General features: G+C 70.2%; 16 protein-coding genes and 1 tRNA gene. 8 read left to right on the forward strand and 9 right to left on the reverse strand.

Annotated features, from left to right (window positions below; genetic code table 11):
• The first annotated feature begins 94 nt into the window (after positions 1-94).
• The gene (locus ACTMTI_RS06010) at positions 95-1,897 is read left to right on the forward strand and encodes a nucleotide-binding protein (RefSeq protein ID WP_441118631.1); all 1,803 of its coding nucleotides are present in this window, start codon (positions 95-97) and stop codon (positions 1,895-1,897) included.
• Between the two features lie 94 nt (positions 1,898-1,991).
• Here the strand turns inward: ACTMTI_RS06010 and ACTMTI_RS06015 are convergent.
• Positions 1,992-2,078 (reverse strand) — tRNA-Ser (locus ACTMTI_RS06015).
• A 24-nt stretch (positions 2,079-2,102) separates the two neighbouring features.
• On the opposite strand from ACTMTI_RS06015, the gene ACTMTI_RS06020 reads away from it, so the two are divergent.
• On the forward strand, positions 2,103-2,456 hold the full coding sequence (locus tag ACTMTI_RS06020; protein ID WP_441118632.1) for an STAS domain-containing protein: 354 nt from the start codon (positions 2,103-2,105) through the stop codon (positions 2,454-2,456).
• Between the two features lie 32 nt (positions 2,457-2,488).
• On the opposite strand, the gene ACTMTI_RS06025 is transcribed toward ACTMTI_RS06020, so the two are convergent.
• The 5 genes from ACTMTI_RS06025 to ACTMTI_RS06045 form a co-directional block, all read right to left on the reverse strand.
• Complete coding sequence (locus tag ACTMTI_RS06025) at positions 2,489-3,337, reverse strand: NUDIX domain-containing protein (RefSeq protein ID WP_441118633.1); 849 nt, start codon at positions 3,335-3,337, stop codon at positions 2,489-2,491.
• A 12-nt stretch (positions 3,338-3,349) separates the two neighbouring features.
• On the reverse strand, positions 3,350-4,087 hold the full coding sequence (locus ACTMTI_RS06030) for a M15 family metallopeptidase (protein ID WP_441118634.1): 738 nt from the start codon (positions 4,085-4,087) through the stop codon (positions 3,350-3,352).
• 104 nt (positions 4,088-4,191) lie between these two features.
• The gene (locus tag ACTMTI_RS06035; RefSeq protein ID WP_441118635.1) at positions 4,192-4,428 is read right to left on the reverse strand and encodes a hypothetical protein; all 237 of its coding nucleotides are present in this window, start codon (positions 4,426-4,428) and stop codon (positions 4,192-4,194) included.
• Positions 4,425-4,847, reverse strand: coding sequence for a hypothetical protein (locus ACTMTI_RS06040; RefSeq protein ID WP_441118636.1), 423 nt, complete (start codon positions 4,845-4,847; stop codon positions 4,425-4,427). The genes ACTMTI_RS06035 and ACTMTI_RS06040 overlap by 4 nt, the downstream gene beginning before the upstream one ends.
• Positions 4,844-6,649 (reverse strand): MDR family MFS transporter, encoded by a 1,806-nt coding sequence (locus ACTMTI_RS06045; protein WP_441118637.1) that lies wholly within the window; start codon positions 6,647-6,649, stop codon positions 4,844-4,846. Before ACTMTI_RS06045 ends, ACTMTI_RS06040 begins: the two co-directional genes overlap by 4 nt.
• Before the next feature lie 100 nt (positions 6,650-6,749).
• Between ACTMTI_RS06045 and ACTMTI_RS06050 the strand changes: the two genes are divergently transcribed.
• From ACTMTI_RS06050 to ACTMTI_RS06060, 3 genes are all read left to right on the forward strand, one after another.
• Positions 6,750-7,310 (forward strand): TetR/AcrR family transcriptional regulator, encoded by a 561-nt coding sequence (locus ACTMTI_RS06050; RefSeq protein WP_441118638.1) that lies wholly within the window; start codon positions 6,750-6,752, stop codon positions 7,308-7,310.
• A gap of 154 nt (positions 7,311-7,464) precedes the next feature.
• Entirely contained in the window at positions 7,465-8,772 is a 1,308-nt protein-coding gene (locus ACTMTI_RS06055; protein ID WP_441118639.1) for a glycoside hydrolase family 6 protein, read from the forward strand.
• Between the two features lie 106 nt (positions 8,773-8,878).
• Entirely contained in the window at positions 8,879-9,859 is a 981-nt protein-coding gene (locus tag ACTMTI_RS06060; protein ID WP_441118640.1) for an LLM class flavin-dependent oxidoreductase, read from the forward strand.
• Between the two features lie 3 nt (positions 9,860-9,862).
• Here the strand turns inward: ACTMTI_RS06060 and ACTMTI_RS06065 are convergent, their stop codons facing one another.
• The 3 genes from ACTMTI_RS06065 to ACTMTI_RS06075 form a co-directional block, all read right to left on the reverse strand.
• Positions 9,863-10,318, reverse strand: coding sequence for a hypothetical protein (locus ACTMTI_RS06065; RefSeq protein WP_441118641.1), 456 nt, complete (start codon positions 10,316-10,318; stop codon positions 9,863-9,865).
• Positions 10,302-11,069 carry a PAS domain S-box protein gene (locus ACTMTI_RS06070; RefSeq protein WP_441118642.1) on the reverse strand — a complete coding sequence of 256 codons (768 nt, stop codon included), beginning with the start codon at positions 11,067-11,069 and terminating at the stop codon, positions 10,302-10,304. Before ACTMTI_RS06070 ends, ACTMTI_RS06065 begins: the two co-directional genes overlap by 17 nt.
• A gap of 67 nt (positions 11,070-11,136) precedes the next feature.
• Positions 11,137-11,523, reverse strand: coding sequence for a hypothetical protein (locus ACTMTI_RS06075; RefSeq protein WP_441118643.1), 387 nt, complete (start codon positions 11,521-11,523; stop codon positions 11,137-11,139).
• Positions 11,524-11,881: 358 nt separating this feature from the next.
• Here ACTMTI_RS06075 and ACTMTI_RS06080 point away from each other — a divergent pair, with 358 nt between their 5' ends.
• From ACTMTI_RS06080 to ACTMTI_RS06090, 3 genes are read left to right on the forward strand one after another with little or no spacing between them, the layout of a single operon-like run.
• The gene (locus tag ACTMTI_RS06080) at positions 11,882-13,663 is read left to right on the forward strand and encodes a putative Ig domain-containing protein (RefSeq protein ID WP_441118644.1); all 1,782 of its coding nucleotides are present in this window, start codon (positions 11,882-11,884) and stop codon (positions 13,661-13,663) included.
• 14 nt (positions 13,664-13,677) lie between these two features.
• On the forward strand, positions 13,678-17,043 hold the full coding sequence (locus ACTMTI_RS06085; protein WP_441118645.1) for a putative Ig domain-containing protein: 3,366 nt from the start codon (positions 13,678-13,680) through the stop codon (positions 17,041-17,043).
• A 17-nt stretch (positions 17,044-17,060) separates the two neighbouring features.
• The gene (locus tag ACTMTI_RS06090) at positions 17,061-17,339 is read left to right on the forward strand and encodes a hypothetical protein (RefSeq protein WP_441118647.1); all 279 of its coding nucleotides are present in this window, start codon (positions 17,061-17,063) and stop codon (positions 17,337-17,339) included.
• Positions 17,340-17,412 lie beyond the last annotated feature (73 nt).

Consider the following 17,412-nt stretch of genomic DNA (forward strand, 5'->3'; position numbering starts at 1 on the left):
AAGAACTTGTGGGTTGCCGGGCTGCACGGTAACCAAGAGCGTTAACCTGCAAGAATATTTGCTACCCCTTTAGACCCACCCGAGGGGGAACACGGTGGCAAGACACGATCGAGAAGAATCTCTCGAGGAACAGCTGGCATGGCTGGACGCGATCAAGGACACGGAAGAGGCTCCGGTCCCGGTCAGCGCCTCGACTGCTTCTGCCGACGAGCCCATCGCCTCGCCGTACCCCAAGGACCCGTGGGGTTTGGTCTCCACGCAGCCCGACACGCCGACGCCGCCGCTGTTCCGCGCGGCCGTCGACTCCGTGTACGGCGCCGAGGCGGCCGAGGACCTTCCGGAGGCGGAGAGCGAGGCCGGGGAGTGGCTCGGCAAGGCCGGCACGACGGAGGAGCCGAAGGCGCCGCCGTCGCAGAGCCAGGAGGGCACGGATCCCTTCCTCGCCCCGCTCAAGCCGTTGCCGCGGCCCGACGACACCGACACCCACACGCTGTCGTTCACGCCGCAGGAGATCGGCAAGCCGGAGGAGGCGGAGGAGACGTGGCCGAAGCCTGACTGGTCGCGGCCGGCCGAGCCGTCCAGCGCGGAGCCGCGGCGCGAGCCGCCCGAGGAGCCGGCCCAGGCTGAGAAGGAGGAGTCGTGGGCCGAGACCCAGCCGCGCAACGAGCTCCTGAAGTGGACGGAGCCCAAGGAGCGTCCGGAGCCGGTCCGGCCCCGGCTGGAGCCGGTGGAGCAGCCCCCGGAGCCGATCCAGCAGCGGCCGGAGCCCACGCACCAGCGCACCGAACCGGTCCTGCAGCGGCCGGAGCCGCTGCGGCGCCAGGAGCCGGAGCGTCCCCAGTGGACGGAGCAGCAGGAATGGCGACCGGCGGAGCGCGAGATCCCGCCGCCTCCCGCGCCGCGCCGCCGCCCGGCCCCCATCCCCGTGTTCACCGCCCCGCCCAGGCCGCCGGCCACCGGCCGGCCGACCGCCGAAAGCCTCGACCCGGAGTTCCTGCTACGCGGAAGGCGTAACGCCCCTTCCAAGGGCTGGCGCCGCCTGGTCTACAAGGCGTCGGGCGGCTGGATCAAGCCGGGCGAGCCGCCGGAGGTCCGCCGCCGCCGCGAGCTCGTGGCCAGGGCCCGCACCCCGGTGACCACAGGACACCACCGCGTGGCCGTGCTGAGCCTGAAGGGCGGCGTGGGCAAGACCACGACCACGGTCGGTCTCGGCGCCACTCTGGCCCAGGTGCGGGGCGACCGGGTCATCGCCGTGGACGCCAACCCCGATCGGGGCACCCTCTCCGACAAGCTCGTCCTGGAGACCTCGGCCACCGTGCGCGACCTGCTCAATGAGCGCGACCAGGTCAAGCGGTACGTCGACATCAGGGCGTTCACCTCGCAGGCGCCCTCGAGGCTCGAGGTGCTCGCCTCCGACCGCGACCCGTCGGTCTCCGAGGCGTTCAGCGGCTCCGACTACCAGGACGTCGCGCAGGTGCTGGAGAACTTCTACTCGATCTGCATCACCGACTGCGGCACCGGCCTGCTCCACTCCGCCATGGGCGGCGTGCTCGGCCTCGCCGACCAGATCGTGCTGGTCAGCTCCCCGTCGGTGGACGGCGCCAGGGCCGCCTCCGCCACCCTCGACTGGCTGGAGGCACACCACTACGCCGACCTGGTGAAGAACGCGACCGTGGTGCTGTGCAGCGTCAGGCCGCGCTCGAAGTCCGCGGTCGACATCAAGAAGCTGGAGGCGCATTTCGCCGCCAGGTGCCGCGCGGTGATCCGGGTGCCCTACGACCCGCATCTGGAGGAGGGCGCGGAGATGGACCTCGACCGGCTCCAGGAGACGACCAGGGACGCCTATCTCCAGCTCGCCGCCTGCGTGGGCGACGGGTTCGCGGGCCTGCGCGAATGACGACGAGAAATCTGCTACGTGGACTGCCGCTGCGGGCCTTGACCAGGCACCGCAACGGGGCGGCAGTCCAACGAGCAGGTTTCTCGTCGTTCGGCGGAGGGTGTGGGATTCGAACCCACGAGGCCATCGCTGACCTGGCCGCTTTCAAGGCGGCTGCACTCGTCCACTATGCGAACCCTCCCGTGCGGAAACCACGATAGCGGCTGTGGTGACAGGGGTGTACGTTCAGGAGGTGGCCGATCTCAACGTCGAGGTGGAGCGCGGGGAGCCCGGAGTGCTCGTGCGCCTCGACGGCGATCTGGACAAGCTCACCGCGCCGCTGCTCCAGGAGCACCTGGTGAAGCTGTTCGCCGAGGGTCGGGTGCAGGTCGTGGTGGACGCGACCCGGCTGGAGTTCTGCGACTCCAGCGGTCTTTGGACACTGGTCGAGCACCAGCGCAGGGTGGCCGCGCACGCCGGGTCGTTACGCCTGGTCGGGGTGCACGGCGTGCTCCAACGCGTGCTCGACGTGACGGGCCTCAAGGCGGTCTTCGACAGCGTCCACCCCGCGGAGCTGTGACCACGGCCGGTGCCGTGCTTCACTCACCCTGGCTACCGCCGGCCGAGCTGGGACAGCAGCCATTTCGGGCCCACGGTTTCGGCACCCAGCTCGCCGACCCGCTCCTTCAGCCCTCGATCCGCGGTGACGACCACCACGCGCTCCCACGGCCTGGCCTGGCGCACCACGCCCACGATCGCGTCGTCCCCGCTGCCCGTGGCCGCGACCACCTGGATCCCCGGCACGTCCGGCACGCTCCTGGCCGCGCCTTCCACGATCGCCACCACCCTGGGGAACCACTGCGCCAGGATCGGATGCGCGAGCCTGAGCCCCGCCACCTCCTGCAGCAGCCGGGTCGCCGCCCCCACCCGGTCGCGCCACCAGCCGTGCTCGGCACGCGCGCCGACGATGTTCGCCACGTCGAGCACAATGGTCTCCGGCTTGAGCATGCCCTGGACCTCGCCCCACGTCGCCGCGAACCCGGGATGCAGCCGCCGCGCGGCGACCTCGGGCAGGGCCAGCCAGCGCATCTCGCTGCTCTCGTTGTTGGCGGGCGCCGCGGCCAGCCGCTCGGCCGACTCGGCGATCACCGTCTCGAAGGTCCAGCCGCCGTGGTCGTCGAGGTAGACGCCCTGCACCCGCAGCCCTTCGGCGCCGAGCGCCGCCTCCTCGTGCGCCTCGCGCAACGCGCTGGCGACGGCGTCCTCGTGGCTGTCGCGGGCCCCGCCAGGCAGCCCCCACGTGCCGCCGTGGTGGCTCCACCAGGAGCGTTTCTGCATGAGCACGTACGGCACGCCGAGGTCGTCATGGTGTACGACGAGGAGCCCGGAAGCGCCGTGCACCCCCCAATGCCGGTGTCCTTGTGAGCACTGCGCCCAGCCGTCGCCGTCCTTAGCCGCCATGGGGCGATTGTCTCAGCCTCCGCCCTTGGAGAAATGCTGGTAGTCCTTTGCACCGGACCAGTAGCCGCCCCACTCCCAGCCGACCTGTGTGAAGGCCTTGACCACCTTGTCACCGGGATTCACAACACCCTTGCCCTTCATTGGGCGTTTGGTGTACTTTTTGGCATTTTCGTGTGCTGTGCTACCGCTTGCGGTGACATATGGATTTTCGCGGGGATTGATATCGATTGCTTCGCCGTAGGCGTGGTTGGACCAGTTGCTTGACCCCGTAGCACGGCGGCAGTTGAAGGCCGAGGTGTTGTCGACCTCGATCGAGGCGAAGTCGTCCGCTTTGTACGCGTCCACCAGCTTCATCTGTTTGATGGGCCAGCGCCACGAGTACAGCTTCCTGAAGACCGTCACGATGTCGTCGGTGACGGTCGAGCGCACGACCAGCTCGCCCGTGTGCGGTTTGTTGTCGAACCCCCAGTAGGTCATCGTGATCAGCCGCAGGTCCCGGTAGTGGACCGGGCAGCCGGGCCGCCACGAGTAGGGCAGCCGGTCGCGCGCGATCTTCGAGACCTTGGCGCTGAACGCGGGCGGGGCGGTCGGACTCGGCGTGGCCGTGTCGGGTTTGGGCGTCGGCGAGCCGGGCGTCCCGGATGCGGGAGCGGATGTCAGGGGCTCACGAGCGGGCGACGCGACCGGCTCCGCCGCGCCACACGAAACGGACGCGAGCACCACGAACGCCATGGTGGCAGCACGTTTCATCCAGCCAGCCTATGCGACGTCTCACCAGGTCAGGGTATTAACCCCCAAGTCGCGCGCCGGGCCGCCAGTAGCCCCCCGACACCGCGGCGGTGACGGGCGAACGGTCAGCCGTCCGCGTGCTTGCCGCGCCGGGCCAGCTCGCGGAGGGCGTCGGCCGCGTAGGTCACGAGGGACGCGAACGAGAGGACGGCGATCGAGCCGCCGACCCACAGGTCGTTGACCGTCGCGTCGGCGTACGCGGCGCCCCTCGGCTGGTAGCCGACCGCGAACGGGGCGGCGACCAGCCACAGGCCGCCGAGGAACAGCAGGACCAGGGCGGACACGCCCAGCTTCGCCTTCATCGGTTCTCCTCGATCCCGGCCAGGGACGGCTTGCCGTTCTGGCGGTGCTCGCCGGTTCCCTGGGTCCTGTTCAGGTCCTCACGCAGCGCCTCGACGAGCGGGGCCAGCAGGCTCGCCAGCTCGGCGGACGACGCCTGGGGCGCGGCGGGCACGGGCTCGGGCTCCGGTTCGACCTTGTGCGGCCGTACGATCACCAGGCCCCGCGTCACCAGTTCCTCGTGGATGGCCAGGGCGAAGCTGATCACGCCCACGATCCCCACGACGGCCACGCCCAGACCGGTGAAGAACTCGGATTTGGTGGGGTCCGTCCAGCCGGCGTTGTCGGGCTGGGTGCCGAGGGCGTAGGGGGCGATCATCAGCCACAGCCCGGCCAGTGCCGTCAGGGCCGCCGCGACGGCGCCCACGAACTTGCGAATCATTGCGAGATTCCTCCTGTTACGAGGTCTTTCCGCGGCGACCTGACCTGCGCGATCAGCGCGCGCGAGGTGGGACGCAGCACGTTCTGCGCTACCGACCTGGCACGCTCGCGCTCGGAGCGGCCGTCCGGCGGCGCCATCCTGGCGACCGCGGTGAGCAGCGCGGATTGCTCGCCGTTCACCCGCTCGATGCGCTGAGCCACGAGCTCCAGCAGGAGCCCGGCCAGGACCAGGTCGTCCTTGCTGAGCGGCTCGGGCGCCGGCGGGGCCGCCGCGCCGCCGCGCAGCGGCAGCTCCTTGAGGAAGACCGTGGCCACGAGTCCGATCAGCGCGACGGGTACGCCCACGATGAACACGGTCTCCAGCCCGCGCGTGAACGACTCCAGCACGATGTTCTTGATCGGCCCCGGCAGTTGCTGGATAGCGCCCGGGGTGCCGAGCTGGAGGTCCGATCCGCCGGGCAGGCTGATACCTGCTGCGCTGAGCATTGCCGCCATCTCGTCTTGGAGCCGGTTGGTCAGGATCGCGCCGAACGCCGCCACGCCGACGGCGCCGCCCAGCGAGCGGAAGAACGAGACGCCGGCCGTGGTCGAGGCCATGTCACGCGGCTCGGAGCCGTTCTGGGCGGCCAGGATGAGCATCTGCATGGACAGGCCGAGGCCGAGGCCGAGCACGCCCACGTAGAAGCCGATCAGCCACTCGCCGGAGCCCACGTGCAGCCGGGACAGCAGGAACAGCCCGACGGCCACGATCAGCAGGCCCGCGACCGGGAACATTTTCCACCGGCCGGTCCTGGCGACGATCCTGCCGGAGATCACGCTGGCCAGGAAGAGTGCCATCACCATGGGCAGCGTCATCAGCCCGGAGTTGGTCGGGCTGAGGCCCTTGACGATCTGCAGGTACTGGGGCAGATAGATCATCGCGCCGTACAGCGCCATGCCGACGCACAGCGCGGCGAGGCTGGTCAGCACGAACGTACGGTTGCGGAACAGCCTGGGCGGCAGGATCGGGTTGCGCGCGGTCCGCTCGGCCGGCACCGCGAGCGCCAGCGTCAGCAAGCTGATCGCGCCAAGGGCATAGGTCCAGGGCGAGTTCCACTCGAACTCGTTGCCGCCGAGCGTCAGCAGCAGCATGAGCGCGCCGGCGCTGGCCGTGATCGTGGTCGCGCCCCAGATGTCGATCGAGGTGCTCCGCTTGATGTCCGGCAGCCGTAGCACCTTCTGGATCACGATGAACGCCACCAGCGCGAACGGCACCACGACGTAGAAACACCAGCGCCAGCCGAGCCAGTCGGCGTCCACGATGAACCCGCCGAGCAACGGCCCCGCGACCGTGGAGATGCCGAAGACCGCCCCCATGTAGCCGGAGTACCGGCCGCGTTCACGGGGCGAGACGATGTCCCCCAGGATCACCTGGGCGAGCGCCGACAAACCTCCGACGCCCAAGCCCTGTACGGCCCGCGCCGCGATGAGCTCTCCCATGTTCTGGGACAGACCGGCCACCATCGACGCCGCGACGAACAGCCCCAGAGCGGTCTGGAAGAGCAGCTTGCGCCCGAAGACATCGGACAGCTTGCCCCACAGCGGCGTGGACACCGTCATCGTCAGCATGGTGGCGCTCGCCACCCATGAGTACTCGTCCTGACCGCCGAGCTCCCCCACGATCGTCGGCAGAGCCGTGCTCACCACCGAAGTCGAGATCATCGACGTGAGCATCGCGAGCATCAGCCCGGACATGATCTCGAGGATTTCGCGGTGAGAGTAGTTCCGCTTCGCGGGGGAGGCGGTCTGCGCTGGGGCTACCAAGACACCAACATCCCCTTCGTACAGATTTCGACTGAATTGAGTATACGCCTGTTTACTTGCCGGGCGGCAAGTAGGGGGTGCTGTTAGTAGAGTGCGGGGCATGGATGCCCAGGTGACCGAGGGCAGGCCGCGCGACCGCGAGGCCACCCGGGAGCGGATCCTGCGGGCGGCGCGCACGCTGTTCGGCGAATACGGCTACGAGCAGGTGACGGTCCGCATGATCGCGGCCGCGGCGGAGGCCAACATTGCCCTGGTGGGCCGCTATTTCGGGTCGAAGGCCGGGTTGTTCGGCGCGGTGCTGGACGGCGAGCCGACGATCGCCACGATCTTCGCGGGCGACAGGGAGGGGCTGCCGAGGCGGCTGGCCGAATACGCGGCCGAGCGCATGCGGCACCCGCCCGAGAGCCCGATCCTGCGCGCGCTGGAGCGTTCTGCGCTCCACCCCGAAGTCCAGGAGGTGGCCCGCCGGCGCCTGATCACGGCCGTGATGGAGCCGCTGGAGGCCCAGCTCGGCGGCCCTGAGGCCCATGCCAGGGCGCACATGGCCGCGGCGATGTTCCTGGGCATCGGCGCCATGCGCCGCCGCCTCGGCCCCGAGGCACCGACGGCGGCCGACCTGGACCGGCTGACCGCGGTCTTCCAGGCGTGCCTGGCCGAGTGAAACTTTCACCCCCGGCATGGCGCCAGCCTGCGGATACGCGTCCATGAGCGATCGGAGGTCTTTGACCGTGCGGTGACGCTCCCTACCATCCGGGGTACCGGTGGGAGCGCTCCCACATGACCGACGGAGTGATTTCATGTCTCGCAGAAGGCCCATGTTGGCGGTGCTCCTGACGGCGGCCGCCATGGCCGCGGCAGGGGCGGTCGTCCTCTCCTCGTCCACCGCCCAGGCCGCCGACTCCGCTTTCTATGTGGATCCGCAGACCAACGCCGCCAAGTGGGTGGCCGCGAACCCGAACGACAGCCGTACCCCCGTCATCAGGGACCGGATCGCCGCCGTGCCGCAGGGCAGGTGGTTCGCCACGTACAACCCCTCCACTGTGCGCAGCCAGGTCGACGCGTACGTCGGCGCCGCCGCGGCGGCGGGCAAGATTCCGATCATGGCCGTGTACGCCATGCCGAACCGCGACTGCGGCGGCCCAAGCGCGGGCGGCGCGCCCGACCACGCGTCCTACCGCGCCTGGATCGACCAGATCGCGGCCGGGCTCGCCGGCCGGCCGGCGACGATCGTCCTGGAGCCGGACGCCCTCGCCATCATGACCAACTGCATGAACGCCGCCGAGCAGGCCGAGGTCAAGGCCTCCATGGCGTACGCGGGCAAGAAGCTGAGGGGTCAGGCCAAGGTCTACTTCGACATCGGGCACGACGCCTGGTTGTCCGCCGGGGAGGCCGCCTCCAGGCTGGCCGGCGCGGACGTCGCCAACAGCGCCGACGGCATCGCGGTCAACACCTCGAACTACCGCTCGACGCCCGGGCTGGTGTCGTACGCGAAGAACGTGATCGCGGCGACCGGTGTGTCCAGGCTGAAGGCCGTCATCGACACCAGCCGCAACGGCAACGGCCCGGCCGGAAGCGAGTGGTGTGACCCAGTCGGCCGCGCGACGGGCACCTGGAGCACCACCAGCACCGGTGATGCGGCCATCGACGCCTTCCTCTGGGTCAAGCCGCCCGGCGAGGCCGACGGGTGCATCGCGGGCGCGGGCCAGTTCGTGCCGCAGCGGGCGTACGACCTGGCCATCGCAGCCCCGCCGCCGGTGACCCCCACCGTCACCCCCACGGTCACCCCCACGGTCACCCCCACCGTGACGCCGACCACGGGACCGGCGGGCTGCACCGCGACCTACAAGGTGACGGGCCAGTGGCAGGGCGGCTTCCAGGGTGAGGTCACCGTGAAGGCGGGCTCGTCCGCCATCTCCGGCTGGAAGGTCGGCTGGACGTTCCCGAACGGGCAGACGATCTCGCAACTCTGGAACGGCACCCTCTCCGGCAGCGGCACCGTCACTGTGACGAACGTCACCCACAACGGCGCCCTGCCCGCCGGCGCCACCACCACGTTCGGCTTCCTCGGCAACTGGACCGGCCAGAACGGCATCCCGTCCCCGGTCACCTGCACCACCTCCTGAACTCTCGCTGGGCCCCCGCGCCGGGGGCCCAGCGAAATAACCGCGCCTTCCCGGCTGTTGCCAACAGCCAGGTCCCAAAGCCCGATCGGCGAAAGGCGCGTCCCCCATGGCTCTGCCGCTGTCCATCCTTGATCTGGCGCATATCGGCGAGGGCGAGACGGCGCGCGACAGCTTCACCGCGAGCGTGGCCCTGGCGCAGCGCGCGGAGGAGCTCGGATACAAGCGCATCTGGTACGCCGAGCACCACAACATGCCGAGCATCGCCTCCTCGGCGACCAGCGTGCTCATCGCTCACATCGCCGCACACACCCGGACCATCCGCCTCGGAGCCGGCGGCGTCATGCTCCCGAACCACGCCCCGCTGACCATCGCCGAGCAGTTCGGCACCCTGGAAACCCTGCACCCCGGGCGTATCGACCTCGGACTCGGCCGGGCGCCCGGCAGCGACCAGCAGACCATGCGGGCCCTGCGCCGCACTCCCTCGTCCGCGGACGCGTTCCCGCAGGATGTGCTGGAGCTGCAGGGATACCTGTCGGGCGAGTCGCGGATTCCGGGCGTGGACGCCACCCCTGGCAAGGGGACCGACGTGCCGCTGTACATCCTCGGCTCCTCCCTGTTCGGCGCGCAGCTCGCCGCCACGCTGGGGCTCCCGTACGCATTCGCCTCCCACTTCGCCCCCGCCGCGCTGGAGGAGGCCGTCGCGCTCTACCGGCGCGAGTTCAAGCCGTCAGCGCAGCTGGCGGAGCCGTACGTGATGGCCGCGCTCAACGTGATCGCGGCGGACACGACCGAGGAGGCGCAGGAGCAGTTCCTGGCGGCCAAACGGCTCAGGGTGAGCAGGTTCCTCGGGCGGGGACGCACGTTCACGCCCGAGGAGGCCGACCTGATCCTCGCGTCGGCGGCCGGGCAGCAGATCCTGCAGATGACCAAATACTCCGCCGTCGGGGACCCCGGCGAGGTGACGAAGTATGTCGGCCAGTTCGCCGCGCACGCCCAGGCCGACGAGCTGATCGTGGTGTTCGGCGCGCCCGGCAGGAAGGCGTGGCTGCGCTCGGCCGAGCTGCTGGCCCAGGCGCACGGGCTCTAGCTTCTATCGCGCCTCGCGCGGGCCGAGCGAATGAGGGCCGGTGGTCTCGGAGAAGGGCACCGGCGACAGCCCCGCCGCGACGAGCTGGGCCCGCAAGGCGATCACGGTACGTTCGAGCGCGCGGATCTGCGCCTGCAACCGGCGGCTCTGGTCGCGCATCGCGGTCGAGGTGCTCTGCTCGTTGGCCAGATCGGCAGTGAGCTGCGCGGACTGGCTCTGCACCCGAGCCATCTGCTTCTCCATCTGGCTCAGCGCGTCCTCGTAGATCGTCTTGGCGCGCAGGAACGCCTCCGCGTCGACCTTGGAGCGTTCGAGCTCCGCCTGGCGCTCGGCCTGCATCAACGCGGTCTGCTGCGTCTTCTTGTTGGCGTCGGTGGCCGAGCGGAAGGCGAGGTAGGCCACACCGAGCGGGACGCCGCCGACGGCGAGCTGGAGGAGGATGTCACTCAGCCCGGACATCGCGGCCTCCTCCCACTGGCCTGATCACCCCGGTGTAGGTGATGCCCTCATCGCTGTGCCAGGCGTTGACGGTCAGCGCGATGGGGAACTCGCTGCCGTCGCGACGCAGGCCGACCAGCGGAATGATGCGCCCGGCCAGCTCCGACCGTCCCGTGGAGTGCACCCTGGCCAGCCCGGCGGCGTGCTGCTCGCGGAAGCGGCGCGGCATCAGGACCGTGAGCGGCCGCCCGACCGCCTCGTCGGTGCTCCAGCCGAACAAGGCCGCGGCCTGCGGATTCCACGACAGGATGACCCCGGAGGCGTCGGCGACGACCACGGCCGCCGAGCCGGTCTCCGGGAGCCGGTCGACGGCGACGGCCTCCGGCCAGGTGGCGATCAGCGCGAGCCAGCCGCCGAACGCGAGCCAGACGGCGCCGCCGACCCAGCCGCGCGGATTGTCGCCGGTGAACGTCGAGAGCAGGTAGACCAGGCCGTACAGCAGGAGCAGGGCCGTGGCGGCGGCGAAGGCGACCCGGTCCGAGCGCATGAACGTCTGCACCAGGCACAGCGTGCCGATGACGCCCCAGGCCAGCGCCCAGACGGTCAGCGGGGCGACGGACGCCAGCATGGCGTAGGAGGGGGTGGCCCGCTGGTCGGCCGGCGCGAACGCCAGGGAGACGGCGATGGCCAGGCACAGGAGCCCGACGAACGCCAGAGAGGCGCCGCGCCGCCCGATGCGGTGCACGACTCGCGCGACGGCTTCGTTACCCACAGTCGCAAGGTTAATGCATATAGTTAGCCCCGGATGGGGATTATCGTGACTACTCCCAGCGGTCTGTTCAGCCCGAACGCCGGATGACCGGCACGAACCCGCCCCGCGCCCGTCCGCTCTCGGCCAGGGACGCCCAGTCGTGCGTCGTGCTCCGCGGATCGACGACCACCACGACCGCACCCCCGGCCCGATCCACGGCGCCCAGCCAGTCGAAGCGCTCGTCGGCCTCGTCCGGATGCGTGATCCCGTCGACCAGGAGCCCGAACGTGCCTGGACCATCGACGATCGAGAAGGTCAGCCCAGGCACGAATTCCCAGCCTGTGCAGGTCGACGGTCTACCGGCGACGAGCTCGAACTTGGGGAGCTGGACGACGGGCTCGGCCGAATAGAGGACGAGCGTCGGCATGGCGCCGCCGACGTAACAGGCATCCTCACGGGGGATACGGGATGGCACGCCCAAAGTATGCCATCTGTGACCACGCGATTACGGTGAAAGTCTTCCCGAGGAGCCGGGGAATGTCGGAAGGGGCATGGCCATGGACGACAGCCATCCCGCACAGGTGCCACCCTGCCGCGAGCCCGCGTGGGTGGAGCGGCTGCGATGAGGTCGTGCGGCCCTCATCCTCTCCCCAGGGCTGCAGACAATGCGCCGAAACATATTCGAAGCAGAGGTTTCGGTCGACCGGTTCCCCTATAGGGACATGCGCGATATATCTACGCAGGGCGCTGGAAAGCGGTTTCCGGTGCCATAAGGCGACATGTCAGCAGAAATCGGACGAGTACTCGAACCCTCACCCCGAAGGAACCCCCCAATGACGGACCGCCACGGCATCGGGTTCACCCGGCGCACTTTCATCCAGGCCGCGGGTGCCACCGCCGCCACATACTCCTTGATCAACACGATGGCCGGTGCCGCGAGCGCGGACGACAGGCCCGAGGTCGCCGACCGGCTGGTGGTGTACCCCGTCCCGGCCGGGGTGCCGACCAACGCGAGTTTCTCCGTCAAGGCCCGCACCCCGAACGGCCAGTGGCAGCCGGTGCCCGTCCTCCGCGGCCTGACGAAGACGATCAACGAAAAGACGGGCGCCGGCATCGTTCGGAACACCTCGGTCGCCACCTTCGACTTCAACGGCACCGTGGAGGTCGAGGTCACCTCGTCCAAGGGCGCCATCGGCTCCGCGCGGATCCGCCCGCTGTCGTACGACATCAAGCACGAAGTGGCCGGGGACACCGTGCGCTTCGCGCTCAGTGAGCCGCGCAACCTCTCCATCGAGATCGACGGCGAGATCTTCGACAACCTGCAGCTGCACGCCAACCCGATCGAGGCGCAGCGGCCCGAGCAGGACGACCCCGACGTCATCTACTTCGGCCCCGGCCTGCACACCGTCGCCGACAACGTGCTGATGGTGCCCAGCGGCAAGACGGTGTACCTGGCCGGCGGCGCGGTGCTGAAGGCCCGGGTGGAGTTCAACAAGGTCGAGAACGCCCGGCTGCTCGGCCGGGGCATCCTGTGGAACGCGGACGGCGGGATCACGGCGGCGTTCTCCAAGAACATCGAGATCGACGGCATTCTGGTGCTCAACCCGCGCACCGGCTACGCCTGCACCATCGGCCAGTCCAAGCAGGTCACCGTCCGCAACCTGCACTGCTACAGCAACGGCCAGTGGGGTGACGGCATCGACGTGTTCAGCAGCGAGGACGTCCTGATCGAAGGCGTGTTCATGCGGAACAGCGACGACTGCATCGCCATCTACGCGCACCGCTGGGACTACTACGGCGACACCCGCAACATCACCGTGCGCGACTCCATCCTCTGGGCCGATGTCGCGCACCCGGTGAACATGGGCACGCACGGCAACCCCGACAAGCCCGAGGTCATCGAGAACGTGGTGTTCAGCAACATCGACGTTCTCGACCACCGCGAGCCCCAGATCCTCTACCAGGGCTGCTTCGCCATGAACACCGGTGACAGCAACCTCATCCGCAACATTCGCATCCAGGACGTGCGGGTGGAGGACATCCGCTGGGGCCAGCTGATCAACATGCGGGTCATGGCCAACCGGTACAACTCCTCCCCGGGCCGGGGCATCGAGGACGTGTACGTGCGGAACCTGAAGTACGACGGCAAGCGCGCAAATATGTCGGTCATCGTCGGCTACGACGCCGAGCGCCCCGTCAAGAACGTCACCTTCCAGAACCTGGCGATCAACGGCACGGTCATCGCCGACACGATGCAGAAGCCCCGCTGGTACCTGACCCAGGACATGGTGCCGATGTTCGTCAACGAGCACGTGAAAGACCTCCGCTTCCTGGACTCCGCCGCGGCCGCGGCCACCGTCACGCCCGGGATCACCAGCGCGGGCGAGGCCGCGGCCACCGCACGTCAGATCTTCAACCACCTGATCACCGCGACCGCGCTGCCGACGTCGTTCAACGCCGATGGCCTGCCGGCGGGCCTCACGGTCGACAAGAACACCGGCCTGATCTCCGGAACCCCGCAGGTCCCCGGTAGCTACACGGTCACCGTCTCGGCCACGAACAGCGTGGGCACGGCGACGAAGTCCCTCGCCCTCACCGTGCGGCACCCCGCCTGATCAAGGAGTCACCCGTGCCTTCCCTCAGCCGACGGTCGTTCCTCGGCGTGGCGGGGCTCGCGACCGTGTCCGGAAGCGGGCTGCTGTCCGCTTCCGCCACGCCCGCGTGGGCCCTGAACGCGGAAGAAGCGAACGCGGACAAAGCGTTCGCCTTCGCGCATCCAGGTCTCCTCCACTCCCGCGAGGACCTGGACCGGATGAAGTCCGCGGTCGCGGCGAAACGCGACCCGATCGCCGCGGGCTTCGCCGCGATGGCCGCCCACGCGCGCTCCCAGCACACCTACACCGTCCAGAACACCGGGCAGATCACGACCTGGGGCCGCGGCCCCACCAACTTCGCGAACCAGGCCGTCGCCGACGCGGCCGCCGCGTACCAGAACGCCCTGATGTGGGCGATCACCGGTGACGTGCGCCACGCCGACAAGGCCCGCGACATCCTGGACGCCTGGGCCGCCTCCCTGACCGGCGTCACCGGCGCGGACGGGCAGCTCGGCGCCGGACTCCAAGCTTTCAAGTTCGTCAACGCCGCCGAGATCCTCCGGCACACCGGTTACGACGGCTGGCCCGAGGCGTCGGTGCAGCGCTGCGTCCGCTCCTTCACCGACGTCTGGTATCCGGCGGTGTCCGGCTACTGCCTGTACGCCAACGGCAACTGGGACGTCGCCGCGCTCCGCACGATCCTTGCCATCGCAGTGTTCTGCGACGACAGGGTGATGTTCGAGGACGCCATGCGGTTCGCGGTGGCCGGGGCGGGCAACGGCTCCGTGCTCCATCGCATCGTCACGGCCGCCGGGCAGGGCCAGGAGTCCGGCCGCGACCAGCCCCACGAGCAGCTCGCGGTCGGCCTGCTCGCGGACGCGGCCCAGGTCGCCTGGCAGCAGGGAGTGGACCTCTTCGGCTTCGCAGGCGACCGGATCCTCGCCAATTTCGAGTACTTCGCCCGCTACAACCTCGGCGATGACTCCGTGCCGTTCACCGCCGACCTCGACCGCACCGGCAAATACATCAAAACGGCCGTCTCCGACCGGCAGCGCGGCGTGTTCCGGCCGCTGTGGGAGATGGCGTACGCCCATTACGCGGGACGCCTCGGCAAATCCGCCCCCTACACCGAGAAGGTGATCTTCCGGGGTGCGGGCGGGTCGCGCGTGGTCGAGGGCTACAACGACGACCACCCGTCCTGGGGAACGCTCACCTTCGCCGGTACGGAGCGCGGCTCCGGGCTGCCGGCCGGAGCGCCGACCGCGCCGGCCGGTGTGACGGCGGCGTCCGGCGGCGCCGGGACCGACGTGACGTGGCCGGCGGTCGTCGGCGCCCAGACCTACGCCGTGTGGCGGAAGGAGCCGGACGCCGACGCGTACACATTGCTCGCGGACGAGCTCACCTCGACCTCGTACACGGATCACACCGCAGGCGCGGGCCGCGCCTGCGCGTACACCATCACGGCGGCCAACGGCCAAGGCACCGGTCCCCGGTCGCTGCCCGCCGTGGCCGCCGCTGGACTGCCTGCGCCCTGGCGTACCGACGACATCGGTGATGCCCGGCCGAAGGGCTCGACCGGGTACGACGGGGAGCGCGTCACCATGGAGGCGGGCGGCACCGGAATCGCCGGGACCGCCGACTCCTTCCGCTTCGCCTGGCTGCCGCTGCCGGGGGACGGCGCCGTCACGGCCCGGATCGTGTACCCGCTCAGCTCGCAGTACTCCCAGGTGGGCGTCATGGTGCGCGGCTCGCTGGAGGCGGGCGCCCCACACGCGGCGATGCTGCTGCAGGGTCTGCCGCTGCACGCCTGGAGCGGGGTGTGGACGGTGCGGACCAAGCCCGGCGGCACCACGCGCGGCACCGGCTCCATACCCGTGCCGCCGTCCCAGCGCCCGGCGATCTCCGTCAACGCCGCGTTCCCGATCTCTGAGCTGGGGCCGCTGCCCGAGTCTGCGACGCCGCTGGAATCCCCCTACGTGGAGGCGGCGGGCGACGGCTACCGGCTCCGGATGCCCTACTGGGTGCGGATCACGCGCAAGGGAGCCGTCCTCACGGGGGAGATCTCGCCGGACGGGCACGAGTGGACCAAGGTGGGATCGGACGAACTGCCGCTGGGCGGGCACACCTTGGTGGGACTCGCCTTCACCTCGTGCCTGGGGGTCGCGGAGGACTATGCCGAGACAGGCACGGCCTGCTTCGACAACGTCACGGTGGAGTCCGGGTCCACCGGCTGGTCGGTCTCGCAGCCGCAGGGTGGCGTGAGCGAGGTGCGGGCGGCGGGGGACGACTCCGCGGTCCAGCTCGCGTGGCGGGACGACGACCTGTCCGGGCGGTACACGGTGTGGCGGGGGGACACGGAGCGTGGCACCTACCGGGTGCTGGCCACCGGCGTCGCTCCGGTCGGCTTCGGAACCCGCACCCGGTTCAGGGACGCCACCGGCGTACCCGGCCGCACGTACCACTATGTCGTCGCGCGCGGCAACACAGCCGGAACGGGGCCGCGTTCGCGGCCGGTGAGCGCCGTGATGCCCCAGCCGTCCGCGGCGCCCGCGCTGTCCGTCCCCAAGGCCGCGTACGGCACCGCCGCACGGCCGTTCCGCCTGCTCGTGCGCGCCACGGGCGATCCCGTACGGTTCACGGCGACGGGGTTGCCCGGCGGGCTGAGCATCGATCCCCGAACCGGTCTCATCACCGGGACCCCTGCCGCGGCCGGGGAGTACTCCATCCAGCTGACGGCGGAGAACGCGAGAGGCTCGGGAACGGCGGCACTCGCGCTGACCGTGGCCGCCGCCCCACCCGCGCCCTGGGCGTACCGCGACCTCGGCGACGTGGTCCACGACGAGCGGCTGCTCGGCGCGTACGGCGTGGTGGTCGTCCGCACACCCGGGATCACCCACCATGACGACGGGGTCTTCACCGTGCGCGGCGCGGGCGCTGACATCAACGTCAACGGGCAGGGGGCGAGCGCGCATTTCGCTTACGTGCCGCTGACCGGGGACGCGGAGTTCACGGCCCGGCTGACCCGCCCGACCGGCCAACCCGGCCGGGTGGGGGTGGTGATGGCGAAGTCCCTCAATCCCTTCGACCTGATGGCCGGGACGGTGGTGGCCACCGGCGGAAGCGGCGCGTGCCAGTTGATCCGGCGTGCCAAGGTGGCCGGCAGCGCGCCCGCGGTGAACGGCCCGTCGTTCTCCGAGGCCCCGCTTTGGCTGCGGCTGCGGCGCAGGGGCCTGGTCTTCACCGCCTCCGTGTCGGGGGACGGCGAGACCTGGACGACGGTGGGCGAGGACACCCTCGCGGCCTTCGGCGACGCCCCGTACTACGCGGGCCTCGCCGTGACGTCCGGGAGCCCGGACACCCTCGCCACCGCCGTATTCGACCAGGTCACGTGGCGTAGCTGAGGCACATCGGTGATCCCGTGCAGCGCCATCCTCCGGACGGCGATGCACGGGCGATCCGGGCAGGCCGTACGGATCGGCGGCTCATGCTGCGGGCCTTCGGCTGGGCCGCCGCCGACCACCCCGGCAGGGACCTCTACCTGGAGGTGCTGCGCGACAACGCCCCGGCGCGGGCGTTCTACGAGCGGATGGGTGGCGAACCCGGCAAGGAGTTCGTGGAGCAGGCCGCGGGCGGGGTGGAGCTCGACGTCGTCGAGTACACCTGGAGCCCGCCGGCCATGGCCGCCGCCTCCCGGTGATGGCGCGATGCTGTCTTCCACTCGGCAGAACGGCGACGGAGCACGCCGGCTTCGGAGCGCAGTCAGCACGGTC

Origin of the sequence: Nonomuraea sp. H19 (assembly GCF_052068215.1) — a bacterium.
Lineage (GTDB): Bacteria > Actinomycetota > Actinomycetes > Streptosporangiales > Streptosporangiaceae > Nonomuraea.